The organism is Streptomyces sp. KLMMK (genome assembly GCF_036961605.1).
Lineage (GTDB): Bacteria > Actinomycetota > Actinomycetes > Streptomycetales > Streptomycetaceae > Streptomyces > Streptomyces telluris.
Genome location: NZ_JBAMDC010000017.1, coordinates 1 through 21,909, shown reverse-complemented (window position 1 = coordinate 21,909; position 21,909 = coordinate 1). Strand labels below are relative to the sequence as shown.

The window sequence follows — 21,909 nt, the reverse complement described above, 5'->3', positions numbered from 1 at the left end:
CGCCAGAAGGTGATTCACTGAAGTGAGGTGAAGGGGGAGGCCTGCGATGTATTGCTCTTGGCGGCGCATCACGCTTGGTGGCTCGGGTGAGCAGCCTGTGGGTCGTGAGGGAGGAGCTGCGCCTTCAGGAGAAGGTGGGGCCTTCATCTCCGTACCTGAGCTGCTGATGAGGGAACAGGCCCTGGCTTGCGCGGATGCGCTCGGCGTTCCCAGATCACCCTCGGCGCGTTTTGGCCGTGGCGTACGTCCCCTGCTCTGATCTGCGGCGGAGGGCTTTCGAACAAGCCCCACGGAGGCAAGGTAGCCGCCAGTGTAGCGGGTGGCGGCGGGCGGGGGTCAGGGGCCGAAGCTCCAGGAGAGGGTGTGGTCCGTGGTGGCCAGGGCGGCCAGGACGATCAGGTCGGCCGCGCCCAGGGTCAGGCCCAGGGCGGCGCGGCCGCGGCGGTTCGTGCCGCGGAGGAGGGCGAGGCCGGCCAGGGCGAGGGCCAGGGGGCCCAGGACGATGTTGAAGATCAGGAGGCCCACCAGGCCGAGGACGAAGGAGGCGACCGCCATGCCGTCGGCCTCCCGGCGGGCGGGCGGCTTCTCCGGCTGCGGCTGCGATTGCGGTTGCAGCTGCAGTTGCCGTCGGGGCTCCGGGTGCTTCGTCAGGGTCGTCGTCGGAGTCGTCGGCATGTCAGTGCTCCCTCCTGCGCTCGCGGATCGCGAAGACCAGCAGCCACAGGGCGATCGCCGTCGCCGCCGGGATGATCACGGGGAGTGCGAGATGGGCGGCGGCGCCCACGAGGACTCCCAGGAGGAGCACGGCCGCCACTAGGAAGATCATGTCCTTCCCCTTCTTGGGTGAACAGTTGGAATGACAGTTGTTCACTGAAATTCAGCGTAGCGCTCCTGGCGTCCCGTGGCAAACAGTTGTTTACTGAATCCATGAGCAGCAGCACCCACGCCACCCTCGGGGTCCGCCAGGCCCAGAAGCTGAAGACCCGTCAGGCCCTGCTCGACGCCGCGCTGCGGCTGCTGGAGGAGCAGAGTCTGAGCAGCCTCGGGCTGCGGGAGGTCACGCGGGTCGTGGGGGTCGCGCCCGCCGCGTTCTACCGGCACTTCCGGGACATGGCCGAGCTCGGCGTCGCGCTCGTGGAGGAGTCGCTCGGCAGTCTGCACGTGATGATCCGGGCCGTGCTGGCGGAGCAGCAGGAGGCCGAGGAGGTCATCGACCGCAGCGTCGAGGCCGTCGCCGGGCATGTGCGGCGGCACCCGGCGCACGTGCGCTTCATCGCCCGCGAACGGCACGGTGGGGTGCGGGCGGTGCGGGAGGCCATCGCGGCGGAGCTGGAGCGGTTCGGGGACGAGGTCGCCGCCGCCCTCGCCGCGCAGGAGGTCTCGCAGGGGTGGAGTGACGAGGACGTGCGCATGCTCGCCGGGCTCTACGTCGACCACCTTGTGATGACCGCGTCCGCGTTCCTGGAGGCGTCCCCGGAGGAGGAGCGCGCCATCGCCGACACGGCCGGGCGGCAGCTGCGGCTGATCAGTCTCGGCCGCCGTCACTGGCGCGCGGCCTGACCGTCCGCACCCGCACCTGCCAGTCGCCCTCGTCGTTCTCGCCGAGCACGTCGACGGACATGCCGGGCGGCCCGGTGTACCGCTGCCCGGCGGTGTACGGGGCGTCGCTCAGCGCCGCGTTCACGTTCAGGTCGGCGGTGTAGCAGCCCTTGCTGCCGGGGGTGGCGTCCGCGGTGCGCACGGGGCCGGAACCCGTGGACATGGTGGTGGTGATCGCGGTGACCAGGACGCCGGAGCGGCACACCGCGTGGTCCAGCGGCCCGGGCGTCCGCGCCTCGAGAGTGATCACGGTGTGCCGGGAGACGGGGACGACCGCGAGCTTGAGGCCGCCCGGGACCGACGTGGGGGTCAGGGCGAAGGAGCGGACGCCCGGCCCGTCGAGGCAGCGCACCTGAGCGGGCGCGAGCCAGCCCAGCTTCCACTTGTGCCAGGCGAGGAAGTCGTTGGACGGGCCCCAGTCCTCGTCCATCGGGTCCCAGTGGCCCACGGGCGTCTTCAGCAGCGCGGCGCCGCGGCCCGTGTAGTAGAGGTCGGGCAGGCCGAAGCTGTGGGCGTTCTCGTGGTTGAGGACGCGGAAGGGGCTGTCGCCCGTCTGGCGGCTCCAGATGAACGAGACGTTCTTGAAGGGGGCGCCGTCGGCCGTGGTCAGGCCGGTGGGCGAGCCGGCGAACGTCACCGACCGCACGTCCTCGGTGGCCGGCGGCCCCGCGCCCGGCGTCACCAGTACGTTGATCAGGTCGTAGCGACGGAAGTCGACGGTGTCGTCCACCGCGTCGAGGATCTCCGCCGCGATCGCGTGGTAGCCGTCGTCGCTCTCCGCGTCGAAGGGCGTGCCGCGCTCGATCCCGTAGGCGGCGTACGGGCGGGACATCCGGATCCAGCGCAGCACCGGCGTGGAGCGGTAGTCGAGCCGCCCGTAGGAGCTCGACCGGTAGTAGTCCGCGACGGCCGGGAAGAACTCGGCGTAGCGCGCCTGCGGGGTGGTCGTGGCGGGGGAGTCCGGGAAGTCGATCAGGAAGGTGACGGCGCGGACGGTGCCGCTGGAGCGGGCGTAGCCGGGCGGCGTCCGCGCGGTCTCGGAGACGTTGTCGGTGGCGCCGGGCAGGGCGCACGGGCCGGAGGGCGGCCGTCCCCCGGTGTCCCCGGCGGCGGGCGGCCCGCCCGCCCCGGTCTCGGAGCCGGGCCCGAAGTGCCCGGCGGGCACCGGCGAGGTCATCGCGAGGGCGGTGGCCGCCATGACCACGACGGCCAGGGCCTTCATGCCGGAGTCTCCGGGCCGGGGCTCATGCGGGCACCTCCAGGACTGGCATCTCCGGGGCGCGACCGGGACTGGCCCCTCTGACGCCTCCGGGGGCGCGGCGCCGCCGTTCTCTGTGATCACCTTCTGCCGCCACGGCCCCGCGCGCTCCCCGGACTGCGGCAGATGGGGCATGCCTGTCGACCGCACGCGCGCCGACGACGGAGAGTGACGCACGTCACCCTCGGCTCGCGAAATATCCGGGGACCTTCTCCCCGTTTACCCCTCGTCCGAGGAAAACGGGGAAACTCTCCCCGGTTACGCCGCGGGCCGCGTCCCGGGCCCTGTCCCGGATTCCGTCCCGCCCGTCCGCCCCCGTCCCGAAGGAGCAAGGCCGTGGTCACCGCTCAACCGCCACGCCTCCGTGCCGACGCCCTGCGCAACCGCGAGCGGATCATCGCCGCCGCACGGGAGGCGCTGGTCGAGTACGGGGCGGAGGGCTCCCTCGATGAAATCGCTCGACGCGCCGGGGTCGGAAATGCCACGCTGTACCGGCACTTCGCGGACCGCCGCGAGCTGATCCACCATGTCACCCTCTCCGTCATGGCCCGTCTAGCGGACCGGGCCGAGGCGGCACGAGCTGAGGAGCCCGATGCTTTCCGATCGCTGAGGCGGTTCGTCCACGCCGCCGCGGACGAACGGGTGGGCGCGCTCTGCACGTTGCTCGACGAGGGCGTCGATCCCAACCACCCCGAGCTGGTGGCGGCGCGCGACCGTCTCGACGGGCAGGTCGAGCGCATCATGGCCGACGCCCGCGCGTCCGGCCAGCTGCGCGGTGACATCGGACTCGGTGATCTCATCGTCGCCATCACGCAGTTGACCCGGCCGCTGCCGGGCAAGGGCTGCGCGGCCTTCGACCAGTTCGTCCACCGGCACCTGCAGCTGTTCCTCGACGGCCTGATGGCCCCGGCCCGGTCCGAACTCCCCGGATCCGCCGCCACGCTGGAGGACCTGCGCCGCCACAAGCACTGTTCCGCGGCCGGCGCCGCTGCCGGCGAGGCATCAGACCCGGGCTCCGGCCCGGGCTCCGGCACCGGCCCGGGCTCCGGCACCGGCCCGGGCTCCGGCACCGGACCGGGTTCCGGCACCGGACCGGGTTCCGGCACCGGACCGGGTTCCGGCACCGGACCGGGTTCCGGCTCCGGCCCCGGCTCCACCCCCCGGTGACCCCCCAGACTTCGCAGGCCCCGCCGGGCCTGCACCACCACCACGACCCCACCGTCCCGCTCCACTGCGCGCCGAGGTAGACACACTCATGCCAGACATCAGTACCGCCCCCGACCCGAAGCGCTGGAAAGCGCTCATATTCATCGCCCTGGCCCAGCTCATGGTCGTCCTCGACGCGACCATCGTGAACATCGCCCTGCCCTCCGCCCAGGCCGACCTCGGCATCTCGGACGGCAACCGGCAGTGGGTCATCACGGCTTACGCCCTGGCCTTCGGCGGTCTGCTGCTCTTCGGCGGCCGCGTCTCCGACCTGTGGGGCCGCAAGCGGGCCTTCGTCATCGGCCTGATCGGCTTCGCCGCCGCCTCGGCGCTCGGCGGCGCCGCGGTCAACACGGGGATGCTGCTGGGCGCCCGCGCCCTGCAGGGTGTCTTCGGCGCGCTGCTCGCCCCGGCCGCCCTGTCGCTGCTCGCCGTCCTCTTCACCGAGGCGAAGGAGCGCGCCAAGGCGTTCGGCATCTTCGGTGCCATCGCCGGTGCCGGCGGTGGCGTCGGCCTGATCCTCGGCGGCCTGTTCACCGAGTACCTCAACTGGCGCTGGACGTTCTTCGTGAACATCCCCTTCGCCGTCGTCGCCGCGGCCGGTGCGATCGCCGTCATCCGTGAGCCGGCCGAGGGCCGCAACCCCTCGAAGCTGGACGTCCCCGGCGTCATCCTGGCCACCCTCGGCCTGGTCTCGCTGGTCTACGGCTTCACCCGCGCCGAGTCCGAGGGCTGGACGGCCGGCAGCACCCTCGGCTTCTTCGCCGCCGCCGCGGTCCTGCTGTTCGCCTTCGTGCTCGTCGAGAAGAAGGTCAAGGCCCCGCTGCTGCCGCTGCGCGTGCTCACCGACCGCAACCGCGCCGGTGTCTACATCTCGCTGGGGCTCGCCGCCATCGCGATGTTCGGCCTGTTCCTCTTCCTGACCTACTACCTGCAGATCGTCCGGGGCTACTCGCCGGTCAAGACCGGTCTCGCGTTCCTGCCGATGATCGCCACGATGATCGCCGGCTCCACGCAGATCGGCGCCCGCCTGATGACCCGCGTCCCGGCACGCTGGCTGATGGGCCCGGGCTTCCTGCTCGCGGCCGTCGGCATGGTCCTGCTCACCCGGATCGACCTGGACACCTCCTACGCGGCGGTGGTCCTGCCCGGTCTGATGCTGATGGGCCTCGGCATGGGCACGGCCTTCATGCCGGCCATGAGCCTGTCCACGTACGGCGTGCAGGCCCGTGACGCCGGTGTCGCCTCGGCGATGGTCAACACCTCGCAGCAGGTCGGCGGCGCCATCGGCACCGCTCTGCTGAACACCATCGCCGCCAGCGCCACCACCGACTACTTCAAGTCGCACGCGGGCGCCGGGTCCGACCCGAAGCTGCTCACCTTCCAGTCGATGGTGCACGGCTACTCCACCGCCGTGTGGTGGGCCGTCGGCATCCTGGCGCTGGCCGCGCTGGTCGCGGTCACCTTCGTCAACGCCGGTCACCAGGGCGGCGCGGTCGCCGGTTCGGGCGACGGCGAGGGCGCGGAGAACTCCGTCCCGGTCATGGCGCACTAGCGCCGTACGCCGCCCCACCGCTGCACGTGTGAAGGCCCCCGCCCGTCCGGGCGGGGGCCTTCACACGTACGCGGTGCCGCTCAGCGCAGCCAGGGCAGGTCCGCGCCCGCCGGTTGCAGCCCCTCCGCGATCGTCCGGCACATGTCGCCCAGCTGGACGACCTGTTCGGGGGAGAGCCGGTCGAAGAGCGCGGCCCGGACGGCGGCGACGTGGCCCGGGGCGGACCTCTGCAGCATCGCGAAGCCCTCGTCCGTGAGGACGGCCAGCTGGCCGCGCTTGTCGGAGGGGCAGTCCTCGCGGCGCACCCAGCCGTTCTTCTCCAGCCGTGCGACGGCGTGCGAGAGCCGCGACCGGGTGATCTTGGCGTGCTGGGCCAGTTCGGTCATCCGCATCCGGCGGCGGGGCGCCTCGGAGAGCGAGACGAGCAGCCCGTAGTAGACGTGCGGCATGCCCGCGTCGCGCTGGAGCTGCCGGTCGAGGTGGTCCTCCAGCAGGGTGGTGGCGTGCAGGAACGCCCGCCAGACGTCCTGTTCGGCGTCGGTGAGCCAGCGCGGCTCCGCCGCGGCGGCGGAGGCCCTCCGCTCCGTACGAGCGGTGTCCTCTTCGGGTCGTTCGGTCATGACATCCACTGTTTCACCCACCGGCTTCCTGTCGCTGCTGTCGCGCTCTCGGTCGCGCTCTGGATCCTTGAAGTTTAAATAAGGTCGAGTTAAGCTCAAACCCAGAGCTTGAGAGTTCAAGTACTCCTTGGAGTACTGCCCCGACCAGGAGGGTCCATGCCGGCCACCGACACCCGTACCGGCGCGCGCATGCCCGCGCTCTACCTCTCCCACGGCGCCCCGCCCCTCGCCGACGACGAGCTGTGGACCGCCCAGCTCGCCGCCTGGGGCGCGGAGCTGCCCCGGCCCACCGCGATCCTCGTGGTCTCCGCGCACTGGGAGGAGGCGCCGCTCGCCCTCGGCGCCACCGGGACGGTGCCGCTCGTCCACGACTTCTGGGGCTTTCCCGAGCGCTACTACCGGGTCCGCTACGCCGCCCCGGGCGCCCCCGGGCTGGCCGAGCGCGTCCGCAAGGCGCTGCGCGGCGCGGGCACGCCCGTCCAGGACGTCCCGGACCGGGGCCTGGACCACGGCGCCTACGTGCCGCTGGTCGAGATGTACCCCGAGGCCGACGTGCCTGTCCTGCAGATATCCCTGCCCACCCTCGAACCGCGCCGGCTGATGGAGATCGGGCGCAAGCTCGCGCCCCTGCGCGACGAGGGCGTGCTGATCGTCGGCAGCGGCTTCTTCACCCACAACCTGGCCGCGCTGCGGCACGCGGGATCCGGGCCGCCCGCCTGGTCGGCGGAGTTCGACGCGTGGGGCCGCGAGGCGCTGGACGCCCGGGACGTCGACGCGCTCCTGGACTTCGAGCGCAAGGCCCCCGCGGGACGCCTCGCCCACCCGCGGACCGAGCACTTCGCACCCCTCTTCGTCACCCTCGGCGCCGCCGAGGACGACCTGGACGGTCAGCGCAGCGTCATCGACGGGTTCTGGATGGGGCTGGCGAAGCGCTCGGTGCAGTTCGGATAGGTGCAGTTCGGATAGGTGCAGTTCGGATAGGCGCAGTTCAGGTAGGCGCAGTTCGGATAGGCGCAGTTCGGAGAGCGGCATCGGCAGTGGCATCGGCCCTCACGCTAGGGCCGGTTGTCAGATACACGGAACCGTCTGAAGTCCTACGTCGCTGGGTCCCGTCACATGTCCGCCCGGTGCTCGTGCCAGTAGAAGACGTAGTACGAGGCGAGGCCCATGCCGATCCCCGTCAGCAGTCCGATGCCCGTGGAGCGCAGCACCGTGCCGCCGCTGAGGCTGTGCAGGAATCCCATGCTGCCGCCGAAGAGGGCCCCGAAGGCCGCCGCGCGGACCTCGGTGATCATCGTGTTGCGCTCGTGGAGCAGGGCGTAGCCCGCCGCCATGGCGATCAGGCCGGCGACCACGCCGATGAGGACGGCGGCGGCCACCGAGTAGCCGTTGTTGCTCGCCAGGAAGATGGCGAACAGACCGAGCACGACCCCGCCGACGACGGGTACGGCCCAGGTGGACCGGGGCGCGTGCCCGGCGGGGAGGTGGGTGCCGCGCGCCACCGGGCCGGGGCCCTCGTGGGCGTGGTGGTGGCGCCCGGGCATGATCGAGTGCGTCATCGCGGGGCTCCTCTCTCGTCCCACCAGCGCACACCCGTGCGGGGGTACGGGCAACTCGATCAAACGGAGCGTGGCAACCACGGGGCCGTCCGCGTCGTCCTTGAGGGTGGGAGCGCGGTCAAGGGCGACGGCTCCCGGCCGGGGCGCCGGCTGTCGCGCCCCCGTGACGGCCGTCTCACCCGGCCGCGGCGGCAGGGGCCCGTGAGGTCCCCGGGACGCCTTTCCGTGCGGTCTGACCTGCGCTTCCGTAGGTCTCCTCGGCATGCATTCCGGTCTGCGGCCGCACAGGGTACTGCATGATCACCAAAAATAAGACGTTCCGTGGGAATTCTGTCCGGATTCCAGTCGTTCTTTCCATCGGACGGGGCAACCGTGACAGGGTCCGCCCTTACAGGGAAGCCCTATCGAGCCCGTCCGTCCCGCGACCGACTCATCGCAAGGGAGTACGCATGGCAACCCGTGCCGTCGCCCGTCGTCAGACTGCCGACAAGGGCGCTGAGGGGGCGAGCAGCGCGCGCGCCTCCGGCGAGATCGCCGACCGCGACCTGGTGGGGATGTACCTCGACGAGATCGCACGTACACCCCTGCTCGACGCCGCCAAGGAGGTCGAGCTCTCCCAGACCATCGAGGCGGGCGTCTACGCCCAGCAGCTGCTCGACGGCCATGAGGAGCCGGGGAAGGGTGCCAAGGCCGCATCGCGCGAGGAGCTCGAGGTCATCGCGGCCGAGGGCGCGCGGGCCAAGGACGTTTTCATCAAGTCCAACCTGCGCCTCGTCGTCGCCGTCGCCCGGCGCTATCCCCGCAGCGGCCTCCCCCTCCTCGACCTGATCCAGGAGGGCAATGCGGGCCTGGTGCGCGCGGTGGAGAAGTTCGACTACACCAAGGGCTTCAAGTTCTCCACGTATGCGACGTGGTGGATCCGTCAGGCGATCACCCGTTCCATTGCCGACCAGTCCCGCACGATCCGGCTGCCCGTCCACCTCGTGGAGGAGCTCGGCCGGATCCGGCGCGTCCAGCGCGAGTTCAACCGCGAGAACGGGCGCGACCCCGAGCACTCCGAGATCGCCGAGGAGCTGGGCACCACCCCCGAGCGCGTCGGCGACGTCCTGGACTGGGCCCGTGACCCGGTCAGCCTGAACATGTCCGTCGACGACGAGGGCGAGACCCAGTTCGGCGATCTGCTGGAGGACACCTCCGCGGTGTCGCCCGAGCAGTCGGTGATCGCCCTGTTGCGCAGCGAGGAGCTGGAGGACCTGATCGGCCGCCTCGACCAGCGGACCGCCTCGATCATCAAGGCGCGCTACGGCATCGAGGACGGCCGCGAGCGCACCCTCACCGAGGTCGGCAAGCAGCACGGCCTCACCCGTGAGCGGATCCGGCAGATCGAGAAGCACGCCCTGCTGGAGCTCAAGAAGATGGCCCATGACACGGGCTTCGACGCGGCGGCGTAGTGCGCCGTAGTGACGTAGCGGCTTAATAGGGCATAACCTCATAGACCGGGCCCCGGCGCCACCCCCCCTGCGTCGGGGCCCTCCTTTGCCTCCTGCGTCGCCTCCTGCGTCGTCTCGCGTCGCTGCTGCGGCAGGCCGCGCGCCTCTCACCCCGCCGCGGCCCGGGTGATCCTCGCCCCCAGCTCGCGCAGGTGGTCCACCAGGCCCTGCGGCTCGTGGACGGTGAAGTCGCAGTCCAGCAGCGCCAGCCGGAAGGCGATCCACTCCACCGAGTCGGTGAGCTCCAGATCCAGGCGGCACGTGCGGTCGTCCACCGGCTGCGGCGCGCCGACGTGCTGGGGGAGCCGCGCCGCGACGAACTCCGCCGGGGCGTGCAGCGTCGCGACGACGCGCACCGACGGCTGCATCCGGCCCAGCGAACGGTTCATGAACTCGGCCGCGTCCGCCGCCGGCAGCTCGCGCGGGGTGAAGCGCGCGCCCGTGGCGAACGGCTCGCTGACCCGGTCCACGCGGAAGGTCCGCCAGTCCTCGCGGTCGATGTCGTAGGCGACGAGGTACCAGCGGCGCCCGGTGCTGACCAGCCGGTGCGGCTCGACGAGCCGCTGCATCTCGGTGCCGTCCCCCTTGCGGTAGGCGAAGCGCAGCCGCTCGTGGCCGGTGGCCGCCGAGGCCATGATCGTCAGCGTCCGCGGGTCGACCGTCGCGCCGTCGCCCGAGGTGATCGGCACCGTGGCCGCCTGCAGGGCCGAGACGCGGTGCCGCAGCCGGGACGGCAGCACCTGTTCCAGCTTGGCCAGGGCCCGTACGGACGCCTCCTCGATGCCGTCGACGGCGTGCCCGGCCCCGGCCCGCAGCCCGACGGCGATCGCGACCGCCTCCTCGTCGTCCAGGACGAGCGGCGGCAGGGCGGCGCCGGCCGCGAGCCGGTAGCCGCCGACGGCGCCCATGGTCGCCTGCACGGGATAGCCGAGGTCCCGCAGCCGCTCGATGTCGCGCCGGATGGTGCGCGTGGTCACCCCGAGCCGCTCGGCGAGTTCGCTGCCGGGCCACTCACGCGGCGTCTGGAGCAGGGAGAGCAGGTTCAGGAGCCGTGCCGGAGTGTCGGTCATAACACCAGGGTGGCAGCGAAGTGGGACACAAGCTGTCCTATATGGGGTCTACGGTCGGGTCATACGCAAAAACGCATCCCACACCCCACCCACACCACCGAAAGGCCAGGTCCATTCCATGACCACCGATTCACCGCCCACCGACCGCCGCCGCTGGCTGGCGCTCGCGGTAGTGATGACCGCTTCCTTCATGGATCTGGTCGACGTGACGATCGTCAACATCGCGATGCCCAGCATCAGGCGCGACATCGACGCCTCGTTCAGCGTTCTGCAGTGGCTCAGCGAGGGCTACGCGCTGGCCTTCGCCATCGGCCTGATCACCGGCGGCCGGCTGGGCGACATCTACGGCCGCAAGAAGGTCTTCCTGCTGGGCATGGGCGGCTTCACGCTCGCCTCGATGCTCTGCGGCGTTGTCAGCGACCCGCAGCTGCTCGTCGCGGCGCGCGTCCTGCAGGGCCTCATGGGCGCCCTGATGGTCCCGCAGGTGCTGTCGATCATCCACGTCACCTTCCCCGCGCACGAACGCGGCAAGGTCTTCGGCATGTTCGGCGCGGTCGTCGGCCTCGGCGCCGTCTCCGGCCCGCTGCTGGGCGCCCTGCTCACCCAGTGGAACCTCTTCGGCCTCGAATGGCGCCCGATCTTCCTGATCAACCTGCCGGTCGGCATCGCCGGTCTGCTCCTCGGCCGCCGCTTCATCACCGAGTCCAAGGCCCCGCAGGCGCTCAAGCTCGACCTCGTGGGCGTGGCCCTGGCCAGTGCCGGCCTGCTGATGCTGCTCTTCCCGCTCACCCAGGGCCGCGAGCACGACTGGCCGCTGTGGGGCTTCATATCCATGGCCGCGTCCGTGCCCGTCTTCGCCGGCTTCATCGCGTACGAGCGCCACAAGACGCGCAAGGACGGATCGCCGCTGGTCGAGCTGTCGCTGTTCAAGGTCCGCAGCTTCGCGGGCGGCGTCGGCGTCCAGCTGTTCTTCGGCATGACCACCGGCATCTTCTTCATGGTCTGGACGATGTACATGCAGATGGGCCTCGGCTGGTCCCCGCTGCGGGCGGGCCTGACCGGCATCCCGTTCTCGATCGCCGTCTCGGTGGCCGCCGGCATGTCCGTGCAGAAGCTGGTGCCCCGCTTCGGGCGCAACGTCCTCTCGGCGGGCGCCGTCGTGATGGCCGCCGGCGTGCTGACCTACATCTGGGAGGCCGACCGCTACGGCGCGGACATCACCCCCTGGCAGATGGCGCTGCCGCTGATCGTGATGGGCGCGGGCATGGGCCTGATCGTCTCCCCGATCACGGACGCGATCCTCTCCGAGGTGCCGCGCGAGCACGCGGGCTCCGCGTCCGGCCTGATCAACACCACGATGCAGCTGGGCCAGGCGATCGGGCTCGGCCTGGTCTCGGTCGCGTTCTTCTCCGTCGTGGACAAGGCGGATCCGCGGCACGAGGCGGTGGCCGACATCTTCAGCGGTGCGTTCACGCACGCGATGTGGTGGGTCGTGGGCGGCCTGGTGGTGGTGTCGGGGCTGATGTTCCTGCTCCCGAAGCACAAGGCCGCGGAGGCGCCGTCGGTGACGGCGGACGAGGCGGAGCCGGCGCTGGCCTGACCGGTGCCCTCCGGTGCGACCCCGGGCGGCTGGAGGACTCCAGCCGCCCGGGGTCGCTGCATGCGGTGACCAGTGGGCGGGCGCCTCGGAGGTTGCTCAGGGAGCGCCGGATGCGGCGTGGCTAGCATGGCGGCATGAGCGACGACACCTCCGACGACACCACCCTCGGCTCCTCACCGGCCTCGCGGTCCGGAAAACCCGCATCGCTGCTGACACTCAGGCGCGCGACCCGGTGGGAGACGTTCGCCGTCCTCGCGGTGCTGCTCATCCTGGCTTTCGCCTTCGCCTAGGCGGACGGACCAGGCCGTCGGAGGACGCGAGCCGGCTCGTCCAGCCAGACGGCGGTACGTCCTCCCTCCATGACGGTCAGGCCGAAGCGCCCGAACCCCGGGCGGCCTTCGGACTCCCACCACTCGTGCGCGGCCTCCACTTCGTCCCAGAGGCGGCGGGGCCCGGACTGGCGGACCTCGGTCTCCCGGCGGCCCTTCCGGAAGTCGGCCACCGCCCACGACGTGTCCGAGAGCCCGTAGAGCCAGACGGCACGGCGGCCCTCCCGTTCGCGGTCGGCGACGTGCGTGACATCGCGTACGAGCAGGCCCATCACGAACCCGGCCGCGTCCCCGGCCTGCAGAGTGGTGACCGAGGTGTCGGCCCGGTCCATGGCGCCCGACGGCACGTACGCCGCGTGCTGCCGCCGCACCAGCCTCTGCGAACGCATCCGCATGAAACCCACGGCCTGGGTGAAGGGCCCGGACGCGCTCCGGCCGTCCCCGGCGACGACCAGCCGCGCCGTGGCCTCCTCCGGCCCGTAGTACGTGCCCCAGGGCACGAGGATCACCCCGCCCGGAACGGTCTGCCCGACCCACGCGAACGGCAGGGCCCGCAAGCCGCACGTGGCGATGACCCGGTCGTACGGGGCGCGCTCGGGGAAGCCGAGGAATCCGTCGCGATGCAGGACGCGGACGGCCGGCCCCAGCCCCGCGCGCCGCAGCGCCTCCCGGCCCGCCGAGGCCACGGCGCCGTCCACGTCCACGGTGACGACGCTCCCGTCCGGTCCCACCCGGTGGGCGAGCAGCCCCGCGTTCCACCCCGTGCCCGTGCCGATCTCCAGCACCCGGTGTCCTTCCCCGACGTCCAGGTCCGCGAGCATCGAGAAGACCAGGCTCGGCATGGACGACGACGAACTGAACGACCGCCCGGGCTCGGGCCCGCGGTGCGCCCCGTCGTCCCACTGCGTGACGATGGGGCAGTCGGAGTCGGCGTACTTCTGCCAGGTGTGCGGATCACGTTTCCTGTCCACGGTGCGGCTCCTGCCCGTGTCCATGTCGTGCGGCCACATGACGTCCGGCAGGAAGGCGTCGCGGCGCACGGCGTCGAAGGCGGGGAGCCACGCGGGGCGCAGGGCGCCGGAGGCGGTGAGTGCCCGGCGGAGTGCGTCCCGGTCGGCGTCGGCGTCCCGGCCGACGTCCACGGTCTGTCCGTCCATGGGCCGGGTCACTTTCCGTGCGTCCCGCCGCCGGGAGGGACCGACCCGTCCGGGGTCGGCTCGTCGGCCGGCGTCCACGGCTGCCCGGGGTGTCCGTCGCCCTCTTCTTGGGGTTTCCCGTGGCCTCCGCTGTCCTGCACGGATGGGACGGTGCTCGTCCGTCGGCTCATGGCGCCTTCCTCCGGGTGGTCGGTGTGGACTTGCTGGTGCTGTGCCGTCGCTTGCACGAGCGCAGCGACGTCCCTCCAACGCCCTTCCCGGATGGCGGTTGCACGGGAGAGGGCGAGCCTGAGGCACTGCCTGCACGCGGTCATGTGCAGGACCGTACGAGTGCGTGTTTCTCGGGTGCGGCGATGTTTCGCGTTGGTTCTCGCAACTACAGGCCCGTTTCCCGAGGTTGCTCAACGCAGGTCGAGATTGGCTTTGGCCCGGGCGATGAGCCGGTGTGCAGCGGGCCCGTAGACGGCAGACTCCTCAAGTAGAGACCACGTGCGCATGTAGAGAGACACGTCCTCGGGGGAGTCGATCCACATCTCGGCGTTCCAGGTGTCGGCCACCACGAGCTTGCCGTCCATGATCCAGAAGCCGTGCTTCGGGGAGAATTTGGTACGCACCCCGAAGGGGAGGATGCCGAGCGATACGGACTCCATGCCGATCAGGCTGACCAGTCGGTCCAGCTGGGCGACCATGGCGGATGGCGAGCACCTCAACGTGTGGAGCGCGGCCTCCCACAGGACGGCTTGGAAGAGGTGGCCAGGCTGGTACAGGGCTTCCTGGCGCTTCATGCGGGCGCGGACGCCGGCCTCAATGTCCTTGGGCGTGCCGTGCCGCTCGGACACGTCCGTAAGTACGCACCGGGCGTACTCCGGGGTTTGGAAGACACCCGGAACGATCGCGGGTTCGAACAGACGGACGTTCCGTGCCTGCTTCTCCTGTGCGGCATTGAGTTCCTGAACGGCCCGGTGCCCGGCGGCCAGCTGTCGGCGCCAGCTTCTCTGGCCGGATTCCAGGCCGCGTAGCCGGGCCTTGAGCTCATCGGCGGCTTCGGGCCGTCCGGTCTCCCGGGTCCAGGCTTCCAGGTCGTCCGAAGTCAGCGTCTGGCGGCCGTTCTCCAGTTTCGAGACCTTCGAGTGGGGCCAGTCGCATCTGACCGCCAACTGCCGGACGGTGAGCCGGGCCTCGGTGCGCAACTCGCGCAGCCGCGCACCGAGGGCGACACGGGCGTGCTGGAAGTCAGTGCTCACGCATGGGAACGTACCTGTTCGACGAACTGCTCGCGCCTGATCGCATGGTGCCAGGCCGCATCCCGGACCCGGCAGTACCGGGCGATGCGCACCGGATCCTCGATCAACTCCGAACCGAGGTATTCATCGGCCTCGTCGAAGTGCAGCAGCAATGCCCGCCGGGAGTCGAACAACCAGAAGTCCTCGGCGGGCAGACCCACCTTCTCGGCCTCGGCCCGCCACAGATTCCTGATGTCTTCACCTGCGGCGATGTTGTTGGCGGCGCTTGCGAGGAGGAAGCGCTGCCCTTGGGTGGGCGGGCTGTCGACCAGGCGGACGCGTTCGATGCGCTTTCCCTGGCCCGTTTGGGCTCGGATGTTGTCGGTCCAGGTGGACGACTCGATGCCGAGACTCTCTCCGTTCCGGAACCGTGCGTAGCGCTCGCTTGCCAGGTCGGAGGCGTATCCACGCCGCGTTTCCAGCCGCCAGGCGGTGTACTGGAAGTCGCGGAAGTAGTCCCCGAAGGTGGCGTCGTCGATGTACTTCGGCACGTTTGCTACTCCTTGGGGGCGAAGCGGGTGAGCAGTTCGCGGGGAACGCGAACGAAGGACTCGCCGTCGAGGATGTTCTCGAACTGCTTCGTCTCGCAGGCATCGGTGACGGTGTAGCCCTGGACGATGATTTCTCCGGTGTCGAGGTCCTCGTACAGAGTGGGGCACTTGCCCTCCTCCGAAGTCGTTCCGATCAGTCGAACCCTGAGAGCCATGGCAATCACCTCTCGTCTGCCGACATCGGCGGCCGGATCTTGGGCGACCGTAGCGAGTCGGCCGAGAAACACGCCAGGGCGCCGGATCGCGCATCCCGGCGGGCTTGAGCTCCGGGCTTCGGGGGTCGGAATCCGAGCCCTTTTTCTGAGGAATGGGTGGTGGGTTCAACCCACCCACCCTCCCAACGCCGCCTATACCACGGCGTGTTCACTTTTCGTGATCGGGTTGCGACATCCTGTCGCCTCGCCCTAGCGTTCGCAGCAACAAACAACCCCGGTCAGGCGCGGGAACGCCTGCCGGGGTTTGACCAACGAGATCGTTGAGGCTCGATCCCATGGCTGACGCCGACTCTAGCGCTGCCCAGCGCTCCCCGCACCCGCATCCCTCCGCCGCCCCCGGCTACGGCAAGCGGACCGCACCCGATCAAGCCCCCCGCCGCCGTGGCGACTTCGCCCACTTACGGGCGCGTGAGGCATCCATTGCGGCCTTCATCGACCGGCTTCCCGACGGGGCGGCCATGGATGCGAAGACCCTGGCCGCCCGGCTCCCCGACTACGGGCAGGCCGCCTGCCGCACGGCCCTGCGGCGGCTGTCGGAAGCCGGGCATCTGCGGCGGGTGACCGAGCGGATCAAGGGTGACGGCGGCAGCTGGCACTGGGTCACGCGGACGTATTTCTCTCGTACCGCCAGGGATGATGCCTGGTGGGAAGTGCTCCTTACCGGCGGTGTGCCGCCTCAGGCCCTCGACGAGCGGCCCGCGCCCCGGCCCGCCCGCTCCCAGCGTTCCCGTGCCTACCTCCTCCTCGCCTCCCTCGGTCGCGTCGACCCCCGTATGGCCCTCTCCGCCGCCGAGTGCCAGGCCCTCGAAGCGCTCGCCGCACAATGGCTGGATCTCGGCGCCCGCGAAGAGGAGGTCGTACGGGCCCTCACCGCCGGGCTGCCGCCCGAAGTGCACAGTGCCGGGGCCCTCGCCCGGCGGCGGCTTGCCGACAAGATGCCACCCGAGCGGCAGCCGGAGCCGGGACCGGAGCCGGAAGCGGGGTCGGGATCGGGGTCGGGATCGGCGCCCGAGTCGCCGTCCCGTCGCCCCCTCCGCATTCTCGAATGCACTACCTGCCGCACCCCCGGCCGCCCCGAAGCCCTCCCCGGCGGGCTCTGTCGTGACTGTCGCGGGCTTCCCTCCCCGTACGCCGATTGCCGACCCGATCCCGCCGAGATTCGTCGTCGCTCCGACGGCATTCGGCGCGCCTTGCGGGCCGTCGTGCAGGCCACAGCCCTTCCCTCGTAGACCTCGCGTAACCCTCCGTCGTCCCCCGGACGCGCACCGTTCGGATTTGACGACTTCAACATCACCTCCGCATCATTCCACTAACACGTTAGTGAAACGAGGGTGCCGAATGATCGCGTTCCGGATCGACCGGCGCAGCGGCATGGCCACGTACCTGCAGCTCGTTCAGCAGGTCAGGCAGGCGCTCCGCCTGGGTGTACTGGAGCCGGGGGACCGGCTGCCGACGGCCAGGGAAGTGGTCGAGGCCGTCGCCGTGAACCCCAACACCGTGCTCCGCGCCTACCGGGAGCTGGAGCGCGAGGGGCTCGTCGAGCCGCGGCCCGGCCGGGGCACGTTCGTGCGGCGGTCCCTCTCGCGGGCCGCCTCGGCCGGTGACTCGCCGCTGCGGGCCGAGGCCGTCGCCTGGGTGGCGCGGGCCCGCGCGGCCGGGCTGGAGCGGGAGGACGTCGCGGCGCTCGCCGCCTCCGTCCTCGACGAATCCTTTCCGCCCCCCGAGCTGCCACCTCCCTTCATCCCGGCCCCCCGGCCGCCGCAGAACTAGACAGACGCGCAGACGGACGCGCAGACAGACGCGCCGACAAAGACGTAGACGCTGGAGGAAGACAACGTGACCGACGACCCCACCACCGCCCTGCGGGCGACGCGCCTGGGACGGAGGTTCCGCGGTGGCTGGGCGCTCCGCGACTGCGACTTCGCCCTGCCCGCCGGGCGGATCACCGCCCTCGTCGGCCCCAACGGTGCGGGCAAGAGCACCCTGTTCCACCTGGCCACCGGCCTGCTCCGGCCCACCGCCGGAGAGCTCCGCGTCTTCGGTGCCGAGCCGACCGGTCCGGACGCCCGCGACCGCATCGCGTTCCTCGCCCAGGACAAGCCGCTCTACCCCCGCTTCACCGTCGACGAAACCCTGCGCTTCGGCCGCGAGCTCAACCGCCACTGGGACGCGGCCGCCGCCGAGCGCATCGTCCGCGCCGGGAACATCCCTCTCGACGCCCGCGTCGGCGCCCTCTCCCAGGGCCAGGCCACCCGCGTCGCGCTCGCCCTCGCCTTCGGCAAGCGCCCCGACCTGCTGCTCCTGGACGAGCCGCTCGCCGACCTCGACCCGCTCGTGCGCATCGAGGCCATGGGCCTGGTCATGGCCGAGGTCGCCGACCGGGGCATCACCGTCGTCATGTCCTCCCACGTGCTCTCCGAGCTGGAGAACGCCTGCGACCACGTCCTGCTCCTCAAGCGCGGCGCCGTGCGGCTGGACGGCGACGCCCAGCAGCTGTGCGACGCCCACGTCCGCATCAGCGGGCTCGCCGACCCGTCCACGGACGACGGCCTGCCGTCGGCGATCGACCGCGCCGGCGTCGTCGAGGCGACCGTCACCGGGCGGCAGGTGCACGCCCTTCTCCGTCACACCGGACCGATCCCCGGCGACCGGTGGATCGCCGAAAGCCCCTCTCTGGAAGACCTCTTGCTCGCCTACCTGCGTTCCGACGGCACCCCCGCACCCGCCGCCGAGGCCGCCGCATGAAAGGCACCCTCTGGCTGGCCTGGCGCCAGCAGCGCACCCTGATACTGACCGGCGCCGCCGTCCTCCTCGCCGTCACGGCCTGGGTCGTCGTCATGCGCATGGACATGATGGACTTCATCAGCAGCCACCACATCGACCCCGCCGCCTGCAAGGGCTGGGACGGCGACTGCCAGGACGGGGCCGCGGGCGAGGCAGCCCTCAAGCTGCTGGACGACAACACCGGCCCCCTCCGCGCCCTCGGCTCCCTCAGCACCGCCGTGCCCGTCCTCATCGGCATCTTCTGGGGCGCCCCGCTCCTCGGCCGCGAGCTGGAGAGCGGTACGTGGAAGCTCGCCCTCACCCAGGGCGTCGGCGCCGGCCGCTGGTTCGCCACCCGCTTCGCCCTCGCCACCCTCTGCACCGTGATCGGCTCGGCCGTCCTCGCCGCGCTCGTCGCCTGGTGGTGGTCGCCGGTCTCCAACATGCTCAACGGCCTCTACTGGCACGACGGCTACCTCTTCAACGCCACCGGCCCCGCCGCCGTGGCCTGCGCCTTCTTCGGCCTCGCCGCCGGCACGGCCGCCGGCCTGTTCATCCGGCGCACGCTGCCCGCGATGGCCGCGGTCCTCGGCGCCGTCGTGGCCGTACGGTTCGCGCTCAACAGCTTCCGCTCCGACTGGTTCTCGCCGCAGGTGTGGCTCAGCCAGGGCGACGCGCCCCGCCGGGAGATCGGCAGCGGCTGGTCGACCGGCGAGTTCGGCTTCGTCGACGCCGCGGGCCGCAAACACGCGATCGCGGACGCCTGCCCCTGGGGCGAGGGGCTGCCCGACCTCAAGACGTGCATGGCCCAGAAGGGCTTCACCGGCCGCTACCGCACGGTCTACCCCAGCAGCGACTTCTGGTCCTTCCAGTGGATCGAGACCGGCATCTTCCTCGGCCTCGCCGCCGCCCTCATAGCCGCCGTCTGCATCGTGCTGAAGCGCCGTCCCCTTCCGTAACCCGTAACCCCCGTCCCTTCCGTGACTCCGCCCGCTGCTCCCCGTAACCCGCCGCCGCCTCTCCTGACCACGGAGGTCCCGCCCGTGTCCTCGCGCAAAGCAGCCGCCCTGCTCAAGAACCGCAGCAACCTCTCCCACAAGGTCCGTTACGCGGTGACCCACCCCGCCCGCATCGCGCCCTACCTCAAGCGCACCGCCCGCGACGGCTGGCTCCGCCTCAAGCACCCCGACCACGTCGACTACTACCGCGCCGTGATGGCCTCCGACACCGCCCGCAGCCCCGAGGCGGCGGTCGGCAGCAAGAGCCACGACCGCTGGCTCGCCCTCGGCAGGATGCAGTTCGACTACCTCAAGGAGCACGGCCTCGCCCCGCGCCACCGCATGCTCGACATCGGCTGCGGCAACCTGCGGGCGGGCCGGCTCTTCATCGACTACCTCGACGCCGGCCACTACTACGGCATCGACATCTCGCCCGACATCCTCATCTCCGCCAAGCGGACCCTGACCACCTACGGGCTCCAGGAGAAGCTGCCGCACCTCACCATCACCCAGAACCTCACCCTCGACTTCCTCCCCGACGCGCACTTCGACGTCGTCCACGCCCACAGCGTGTTCTCGCACTCGCCCATCGAGGTGATCGAGGAGTGCCTGGCCCACGTCGGCCGGATCCTCGCCCCCGGCGGCTTCTTCGACTTCACGTTCGACCGTACGGAGGGCGCCGAACACCAGGTGCTCCGCGAGGACTTCTACTACCGCACCGGCACCCTCGTCGCCCTCGCCGAGAAGCACGGGCTGCGGGCGCGTTTCATGGACGACTGGGAGAAGCGGCCGCACGGACAGTCGAAGATCCGGGTGTGCCTGCCCGAGTGAGCACCGGGTCGGTGGGAACCTCGGCTCGTGAGCGATGAGCCGCCCCCCACCGACCCTCCGGCCGACCCCGCCGACCACCACGAGCCGCACGAGGGCGCCCTCGGCAACCGCCTCAACCGGCTGCGGGCCGCCGTCCTCGGCGCCAACGACGGCGTGGTCTCCACGGCCGGCCTCGTCGTCGGCGTCGCCGGCGCCACCGACGCGCGCGGCACACTGCTGACCGCCGGGCTCGCCGGGCTGCTGGCCGGCTCCATGTCCATGGCGGCCGGCGAATACGTCTCGGTGAGCACCCAGCGCGACTCCGAACAGGCCGCCCTCGCCCTGGAGCGCCGCGAGCTCGCCACCGCCCCGCAGGCCGAACTCGACGAGCTCACCGAGCTCCTGGAGGGCAAGGGCCTCACCGGCGAACTCGCCCGCGAGGTCGCCGAGCAGCTCACCGAGCACGATGCGCTCCGCGCGCACGCCGAGGTCGAGCTCGGCATCGACCCCGACGAGCTCACCAGCCCCTGGCAGGCCGCCGCGGCGAGCTTCCTGGCCTTCACGGCCGGTTCGCTGCTGCCGCTGCTCGCCATCGTCCTGCCGCCGGCGCACCTGCGGTTGGCGGTCACGGTCGTGGCGGTGCTCGCGGCGCTCGTGCTGTGCGGGTGGGGGAGTGCGCGGATGGGGGACGCCCCGGCGGGGCGGGCCATGCTGCGCAATGCGGGCGGGGGTGCGCTCGCCATGGCGGTGACCTACGCGGCCGGTTCGCTGCTCGGCGCCGCCGGGGTGTGAGCCGCGGTGCGGCTCCGCCGGGGGTGCGGTGCGGCTCCGCCGGGGTGCCGTGGTCCTTCGGCCGCGGGTCGTACGTGGCTTGTCGCGCAGTTCCCCGCGCCCCTTGTCGGGGTGCGTTGCCAGTGCGGACCCCGTGTCGGGCGCGAGGCCCGCCCGGTTATCCGTGCAGCCCTTCGGTCGCGGGTCGTACGTGGCTTGTCGCGCAGTTCCCCGCGCCCCTTATCGGGGCGCGTTGCCACTGCGGACCCCGTGTCGAGCGCGAGGCCCGCCCGGTTATCCGTGCAGCCCTTCGGCCGCGGGGCGTACGTGGCTTGTCGCGCAGTTCCCCGCGCCCCTTGTCGGGGTGTGTTGCCACTGCGGACCCCGTGTCGGGCGCGAGGCGCGCCCGGTTGCCCGTGCAGTCCTTCGGCCGCGGGGTGTACGTGGTTTGTCGCGCAGTTCCCCGCGCCCCCTATCGGGGCGCGTTGCCACTGCGGACCCCGCCCGGTTACCCGTACAGCTCCCCGTACGAAGGAAACACCCCGCCCGGCCCGTCCACCGACTCCGCCGCGAGCGCCCCCTTCGCCACCGCGCGCGTGACGACGTCCGCGCCCGCCGCCAGGATCTCGTTGAGCGCGCCGGCCGCCAGCAGGACGGCCGTGTCCCCGAAGACGTCCTCGGCCACCAGGGGGCGGTCCCCCGTGGCCAGGGCGAACACCGTGTCGCCGTCGTTGAGCAGGTGCACCGGGCGGATGGCGCGTGCCAGGCCGTCGTGCGCCGTGCCCGCGAGCTTCTGCGCCTGGGCGCGGGTGAGCGCGGCGTCGGTGGCGACGACCACGAGGGTGGTGTTGAGCGGCGGCCGGACGGATGCCGCCGAGCGCTTCGCGGACTCCTCCCGGGCCTCGGCCAGCCGCTTCTGCGCGGCTGCGTGCCGCGCCTTCTCCGGGACCTCCACGACGCCCTCGTACAGCCGCCCGTACAGGAGGCCCGTCGCCGGATCGGCCACCGAGCCCGCGGCGTTGACGACCGCCAGCGCCGCGACCGTCGTTCCCGAGGGCAGCACGGCGCTGGCCGT

23 protein-coding genes and 1 pseudogene are annotated in these 21,909 nt (G+C 71.5%); 13 read left to right on the top strand and 11 right to left on the bottom strand.

What is annotated here, in order from left to right; all coding sequences use genetic code 11:
• Positions 1-336: 336 nt before the first annotated feature.
• Both V7793_RS05520 and V7793_RS05515 read right to left on the bottom strand, forming a co-directional pair.
• Positions 337-675, bottom strand: a complete 339-nt coding sequence (locus V7793_RS05520; RefSeq protein WP_335581769.1) for a hypothetical protein — start codon at positions 673-675, stop codon at positions 337-339.
• A 1-nt stretch (position 676) separates the two neighbouring features.
• Positions 677-826, bottom strand: coding sequence for a hypothetical protein (locus V7793_RS05515; protein WP_335581768.1), 150 nt, complete (start codon positions 824-826; stop codon positions 677-679).
• Between the two features lie 101 nt (positions 827-927).
• On the opposite strand from V7793_RS05515, the gene V7793_RS05510 reads away from it, so the two are divergent.
• Positions 928-1,560 carry a TetR family transcriptional regulator gene (locus V7793_RS05510; protein ID WP_335581767.1) on the top strand — a complete coding sequence of 211 codons (633 nt, stop codon included), beginning with the start codon at positions 928-930 and terminating at the stop codon, positions 1,558-1,560.
• On the opposite strand, the gene V7793_RS05505 is transcribed toward V7793_RS05510, so the two are convergent.
• Positions 1,526-2,821, bottom strand: a complete 1,296-nt coding sequence (locus tag V7793_RS05505) for a M6 family metalloprotease domain-containing protein (RefSeq protein ID WP_335581766.1) — start codon at positions 2,819-2,821, stop codon at positions 1,526-1,528. The two genes, V7793_RS05510 and V7793_RS05505, sit on opposite strands and share 35 nt — an antisense overlap.
• Positions 2,822-3,193: 372 nt before the next feature.
• Between V7793_RS05505 and V7793_RS05500 the strand changes: the two are divergent.
• Positions 3,194-3,817 (top strand): annotated as a pseudogene (locus tag V7793_RS05500) (TetR/AcrR family transcriptional regulator); the annotation flags it as partial.
• 295 nt (positions 3,818-4,112) lie between these two features.
• Entirely contained in the window at positions 4,113-5,618 is a 1,506-nt protein-coding gene (locus V7793_RS05495) for an MFS transporter (RefSeq protein ID WP_335581765.1), read from the top strand.
• 80 nt (positions 5,619-5,698) lie between these two features.
• Here V7793_RS05495 and V7793_RS05490 read toward each other — a convergent pair whose 3' ends face one another.
• On the bottom strand, positions 5,699-6,238 hold the full coding sequence (locus tag V7793_RS05490) for a MarR family winged helix-turn-helix transcriptional regulator (RefSeq protein WP_335581764.1): 540 nt from the start codon (positions 6,236-6,238) through the stop codon (positions 5,699-5,701).
• A gap of 156 nt (positions 6,239-6,394) precedes the next feature.
• On the opposite strand from V7793_RS05490, the gene V7793_RS05485 reads away from it, so the two are divergent.
• Positions 6,395-7,189 (top strand): dioxygenase family protein, encoded by a 795-nt coding sequence (locus tag V7793_RS05485; RefSeq protein WP_335581763.1) that lies wholly within the window; start codon positions 6,395-6,397, stop codon positions 7,187-7,189.
• 161 nt (positions 7,190-7,350) lie between these two features.
• Here the strand turns inward: V7793_RS05485 and V7793_RS05480 are convergent, their stop codons facing one another.
• On the bottom strand, positions 7,351-7,797 hold the full coding sequence (locus V7793_RS05480; protein ID WP_335581762.1) for a hypothetical protein: 447 nt from the start codon (positions 7,795-7,797) through the stop codon (positions 7,351-7,353).
• Between the two features lie 449 nt (positions 7,798-8,246).
• Between V7793_RS05480 and V7793_RS05475 the strand changes: the two genes are divergently transcribed.
• Complete coding sequence (locus V7793_RS05475) at positions 8,247-9,248, top strand: sigma-70 family RNA polymerase sigma factor (protein ID WP_335581761.1); 1,002 nt, start codon at positions 8,247-8,249, stop codon at positions 9,246-9,248.
• A 146-nt stretch (positions 9,249-9,394) separates the two neighbouring features.
• On the opposite strand, the gene V7793_RS05470 is transcribed toward V7793_RS05475, so the two are convergent.
• On the bottom strand, positions 9,395-10,357 hold the full coding sequence (locus V7793_RS05470; protein WP_335581760.1) for a helix-turn-helix transcriptional regulator: 963 nt from the start codon (positions 10,355-10,357) through the stop codon (positions 9,395-9,397).
• 118 nt (positions 10,358-10,475) lie between these two features.
• On the opposite strand from V7793_RS05470, the gene V7793_RS05465 reads away from it, so the two are divergent.
• Together V7793_RS05465 and V7793_RS05460 are read left to right on the top strand one after the other, a co-directional pair.
• Positions 10,476-11,957, top strand: a complete 1,482-nt coding sequence (locus V7793_RS05465; RefSeq protein ID WP_335581759.1) for an MFS transporter — start codon at positions 10,476-10,478, stop codon at positions 11,955-11,957.
• Between the two features lie 134 nt (positions 11,958-12,091).
• Complete coding sequence (locus V7793_RS05460) at positions 12,092-12,247, top strand: hypothetical protein (RefSeq protein WP_335581758.1); 156 nt, start codon at positions 12,092-12,094, stop codon at positions 12,245-12,247.
• On the opposite strand, the gene V7793_RS05455 is transcribed toward V7793_RS05460, so the two are convergent.
• From V7793_RS05455 to V7793_RS05440, 4 genes are all read right to left on the bottom strand, one after another.
• On the bottom strand, positions 12,244-13,443 hold the full coding sequence (locus V7793_RS05455) for a methyltransferase domain-containing protein (protein WP_335581757.1): 1,200 nt from the start codon (positions 13,441-13,443) through the stop codon (positions 12,244-12,246). The two genes, V7793_RS05460 and V7793_RS05455, sit on opposite strands and share 4 nt — an antisense overlap.
• 401 nt (positions 13,444-13,844) lie before the next feature.
• Positions 13,845-14,687, bottom strand: coding sequence for a helix-turn-helix domain-containing protein (locus V7793_RS05450; RefSeq protein ID WP_335581756.1), 843 nt, complete (start codon positions 14,685-14,687; stop codon positions 13,845-13,847).
• Positions 14,684-15,217, bottom strand: coding sequence for a DUF6879 family protein (locus V7793_RS05445; RefSeq protein ID WP_335581755.1), 534 nt, complete (start codon positions 15,215-15,217; stop codon positions 14,684-14,686). The genes V7793_RS05450 and V7793_RS05445 overlap by 4 nt, the downstream gene beginning before the upstream one ends.
• A gap of 5 nt (positions 15,218-15,222) precedes the next feature.
• Positions 15,223-15,432, bottom strand: a complete 210-nt coding sequence (locus V7793_RS05440; RefSeq protein WP_335581754.1) for a hypothetical protein — start codon at positions 15,430-15,432, stop codon at positions 15,223-15,225.
• Between the two features lie 335 nt (positions 15,433-15,767).
• Here V7793_RS05440 and V7793_RS05435 point away from each other — a divergent pair, with 335 nt between their 5' ends.
• From V7793_RS05435 to V7793_RS05410, 6 genes are all read left to right on the top strand, one after another.
• Positions 15,768-16,721 carry a hypothetical protein gene (locus V7793_RS05435; protein ID WP_335581753.1) on the top strand — a complete coding sequence of 318 codons (954 nt, stop codon included), beginning with the start codon at positions 15,768-15,770 and terminating at the stop codon, positions 16,719-16,721.
• A gap of 109 nt (positions 16,722-16,830) precedes the next feature.
• The gene (locus V7793_RS05430) at positions 16,831-17,262 is read left to right on the top strand and encodes a GntR family transcriptional regulator (protein ID WP_335581752.1); all 432 of its coding nucleotides are present in this window, start codon (positions 16,831-16,833) and stop codon (positions 17,260-17,262) included.
• A 66-nt stretch (positions 17,263-17,328) separates the two neighbouring features.
• Complete coding sequence (locus tag V7793_RS05425) at positions 17,329-18,237, top strand: ABC transporter ATP-binding protein (protein WP_335581751.1); 909 nt, start codon at positions 17,329-17,331, stop codon at positions 18,235-18,237.
• A complete protein-coding gene (locus tag V7793_RS05420) occupies positions 18,234-19,214 on the top strand; it encodes a transporter (protein WP_335581750.1) in 981 nt (326 codons plus the stop codon). The genes V7793_RS05425 and V7793_RS05420 overlap by 4 nt, the downstream gene beginning before the upstream one ends.
• 84 nt (positions 19,215-19,298) lie before the next feature.
• Positions 19,299-20,084 carry a class I SAM-dependent DNA methyltransferase gene (locus V7793_RS05415; RefSeq protein WP_335581749.1) on the top strand — a complete coding sequence of 262 codons (786 nt, stop codon included), beginning with the start codon at positions 19,299-19,301 and terminating at the stop codon, positions 20,082-20,084.
• A gap of 27 nt (positions 20,085-20,111) precedes the next feature.
• A complete protein-coding gene (locus tag V7793_RS05410) occupies positions 20,112-20,855 on the top strand; it encodes a VIT1/CCC1 transporter family protein (protein ID WP_443057844.1) in 744 nt (247 codons plus the stop codon).
• A 487-nt stretch (positions 20,856-21,342) separates the two neighbouring features.
• On the opposite strand, the gene V7793_RS05405 is transcribed toward V7793_RS05410, so the two are convergent.
• Positions 21,343-21,909: P1 family peptidase (locus V7793_RS05405; protein ID WP_335581748.1), on the bottom strand; the 567-nt coding region annotated here is incomplete at its 5' end.

Excerpts from the sequence above, each read along its gene's own strand:
- V7793_RS05420 (WP_335581750.1), top strand. The coding sequence starts at position 18,234 with ATGAAAGGCACCCTCTGGCTGGCCTGGCGCCAGCAGCGCACCCTGATA.
- V7793_RS05460 (WP_335581758.1), top strand. The coding sequence starts at position 12,092 with ATGAGCGACGACACCTCCGACGACACCACCCTCGGCTCCTCACCGGCC.
- V7793_RS05470 (WP_335581760.1), bottom strand. The coding sequence starts at position 10,357 with ATGACCGACACTCCGGCACGGCTCCTGAACCTGCTCTCCCTGCTCCAG.
- V7793_RS05440 (WP_335581754.1), bottom strand. The coding sequence starts at position 15,432 with ATGGCTCTCAGGGTTCGACTGATCGGAACGACTTCGGAGGAGGGCAAG.
- V7793_RS05485 (WP_335581763.1), top strand. The coding sequence starts at position 6,395 with ATGCCGGCCACCGACACCCGTACCGGCGCGCGCATGCCCGCGCTCTAC.
- V7793_RS05455 (WP_335581757.1), bottom strand. The coding sequence starts at position 13,443 with ATGGACGGACAGACCGTGGACGTCGGCCGGGACGCCGACGCCGACCGG.
- V7793_RS05480 (WP_335581762.1), bottom strand. The coding sequence starts at position 7,797 with ATGACGCACTCGATCATGCCCGGGCGCCACCACCACGCCCACGAGGGC.
- V7793_RS05430 (WP_335581752.1), top strand. The coding sequence starts at position 16,831 with ATGATCGCGTTCCGGATCGACCGGCGCAGCGGCATGGCCACGTACCTG.
- V7793_RS05510 (WP_335581767.1), top strand. The coding sequence starts at position 928 with ATGAGCAGCAGCACCCACGCCACCCTCGGGGTCCGCCAGGCCCAGAAG.
- V7793_RS05465 (WP_335581759.1), top strand. The coding sequence starts at position 10,476 with ATGACCACCGATTCACCGCCCACCGACCGCCGCCGCTGGCTGGCGCTC.
- V7793_RS05475 (WP_335581761.1), top strand. The coding sequence starts at position 8,247 with ATGGCAACCCGTGCCGTCGCCCGTCGTCAGACTGCCGACAAGGGCGCT.
- V7793_RS05435 (WP_335581753.1), top strand. The coding sequence starts at position 15,768 with ATGGCTGACGCCGACTCTAGCGCTGCCCAGCGCTCCCCGCACCCGCAT.
- V7793_RS05495 (WP_335581765.1), top strand. The coding sequence starts at position 4,113 with ATGCCAGACATCAGTACCGCCCCCGACCCGAAGCGCTGGAAAGCGCTC.
- V7793_RS05490 (WP_335581764.1), bottom strand. The coding sequence starts at position 6,238 with ATGACCGAACGACCCGAAGAGGACACCGCTCGTACGGAGCGGAGGGCC.
- V7793_RS05515 (WP_335581768.1), bottom strand. The coding sequence starts at position 826 with ATGATCTTCCTAGTGGCGGCCGTGCTCCTCCTGGGAGTCCTCGTGGGC.
- V7793_RS05505 (WP_335581766.1), bottom strand. The coding sequence starts at position 2,821 with ATGAAGGCCCTGGCCGTCGTGGTCATGGCGGCCACCGCCCTCGCGATG.
- V7793_RS05520 (WP_335581769.1), bottom strand. The coding sequence starts at position 675 with ATGCCGACGACTCCGACGACGACCCTGACGAAGCACCCGGAGCCCCGA.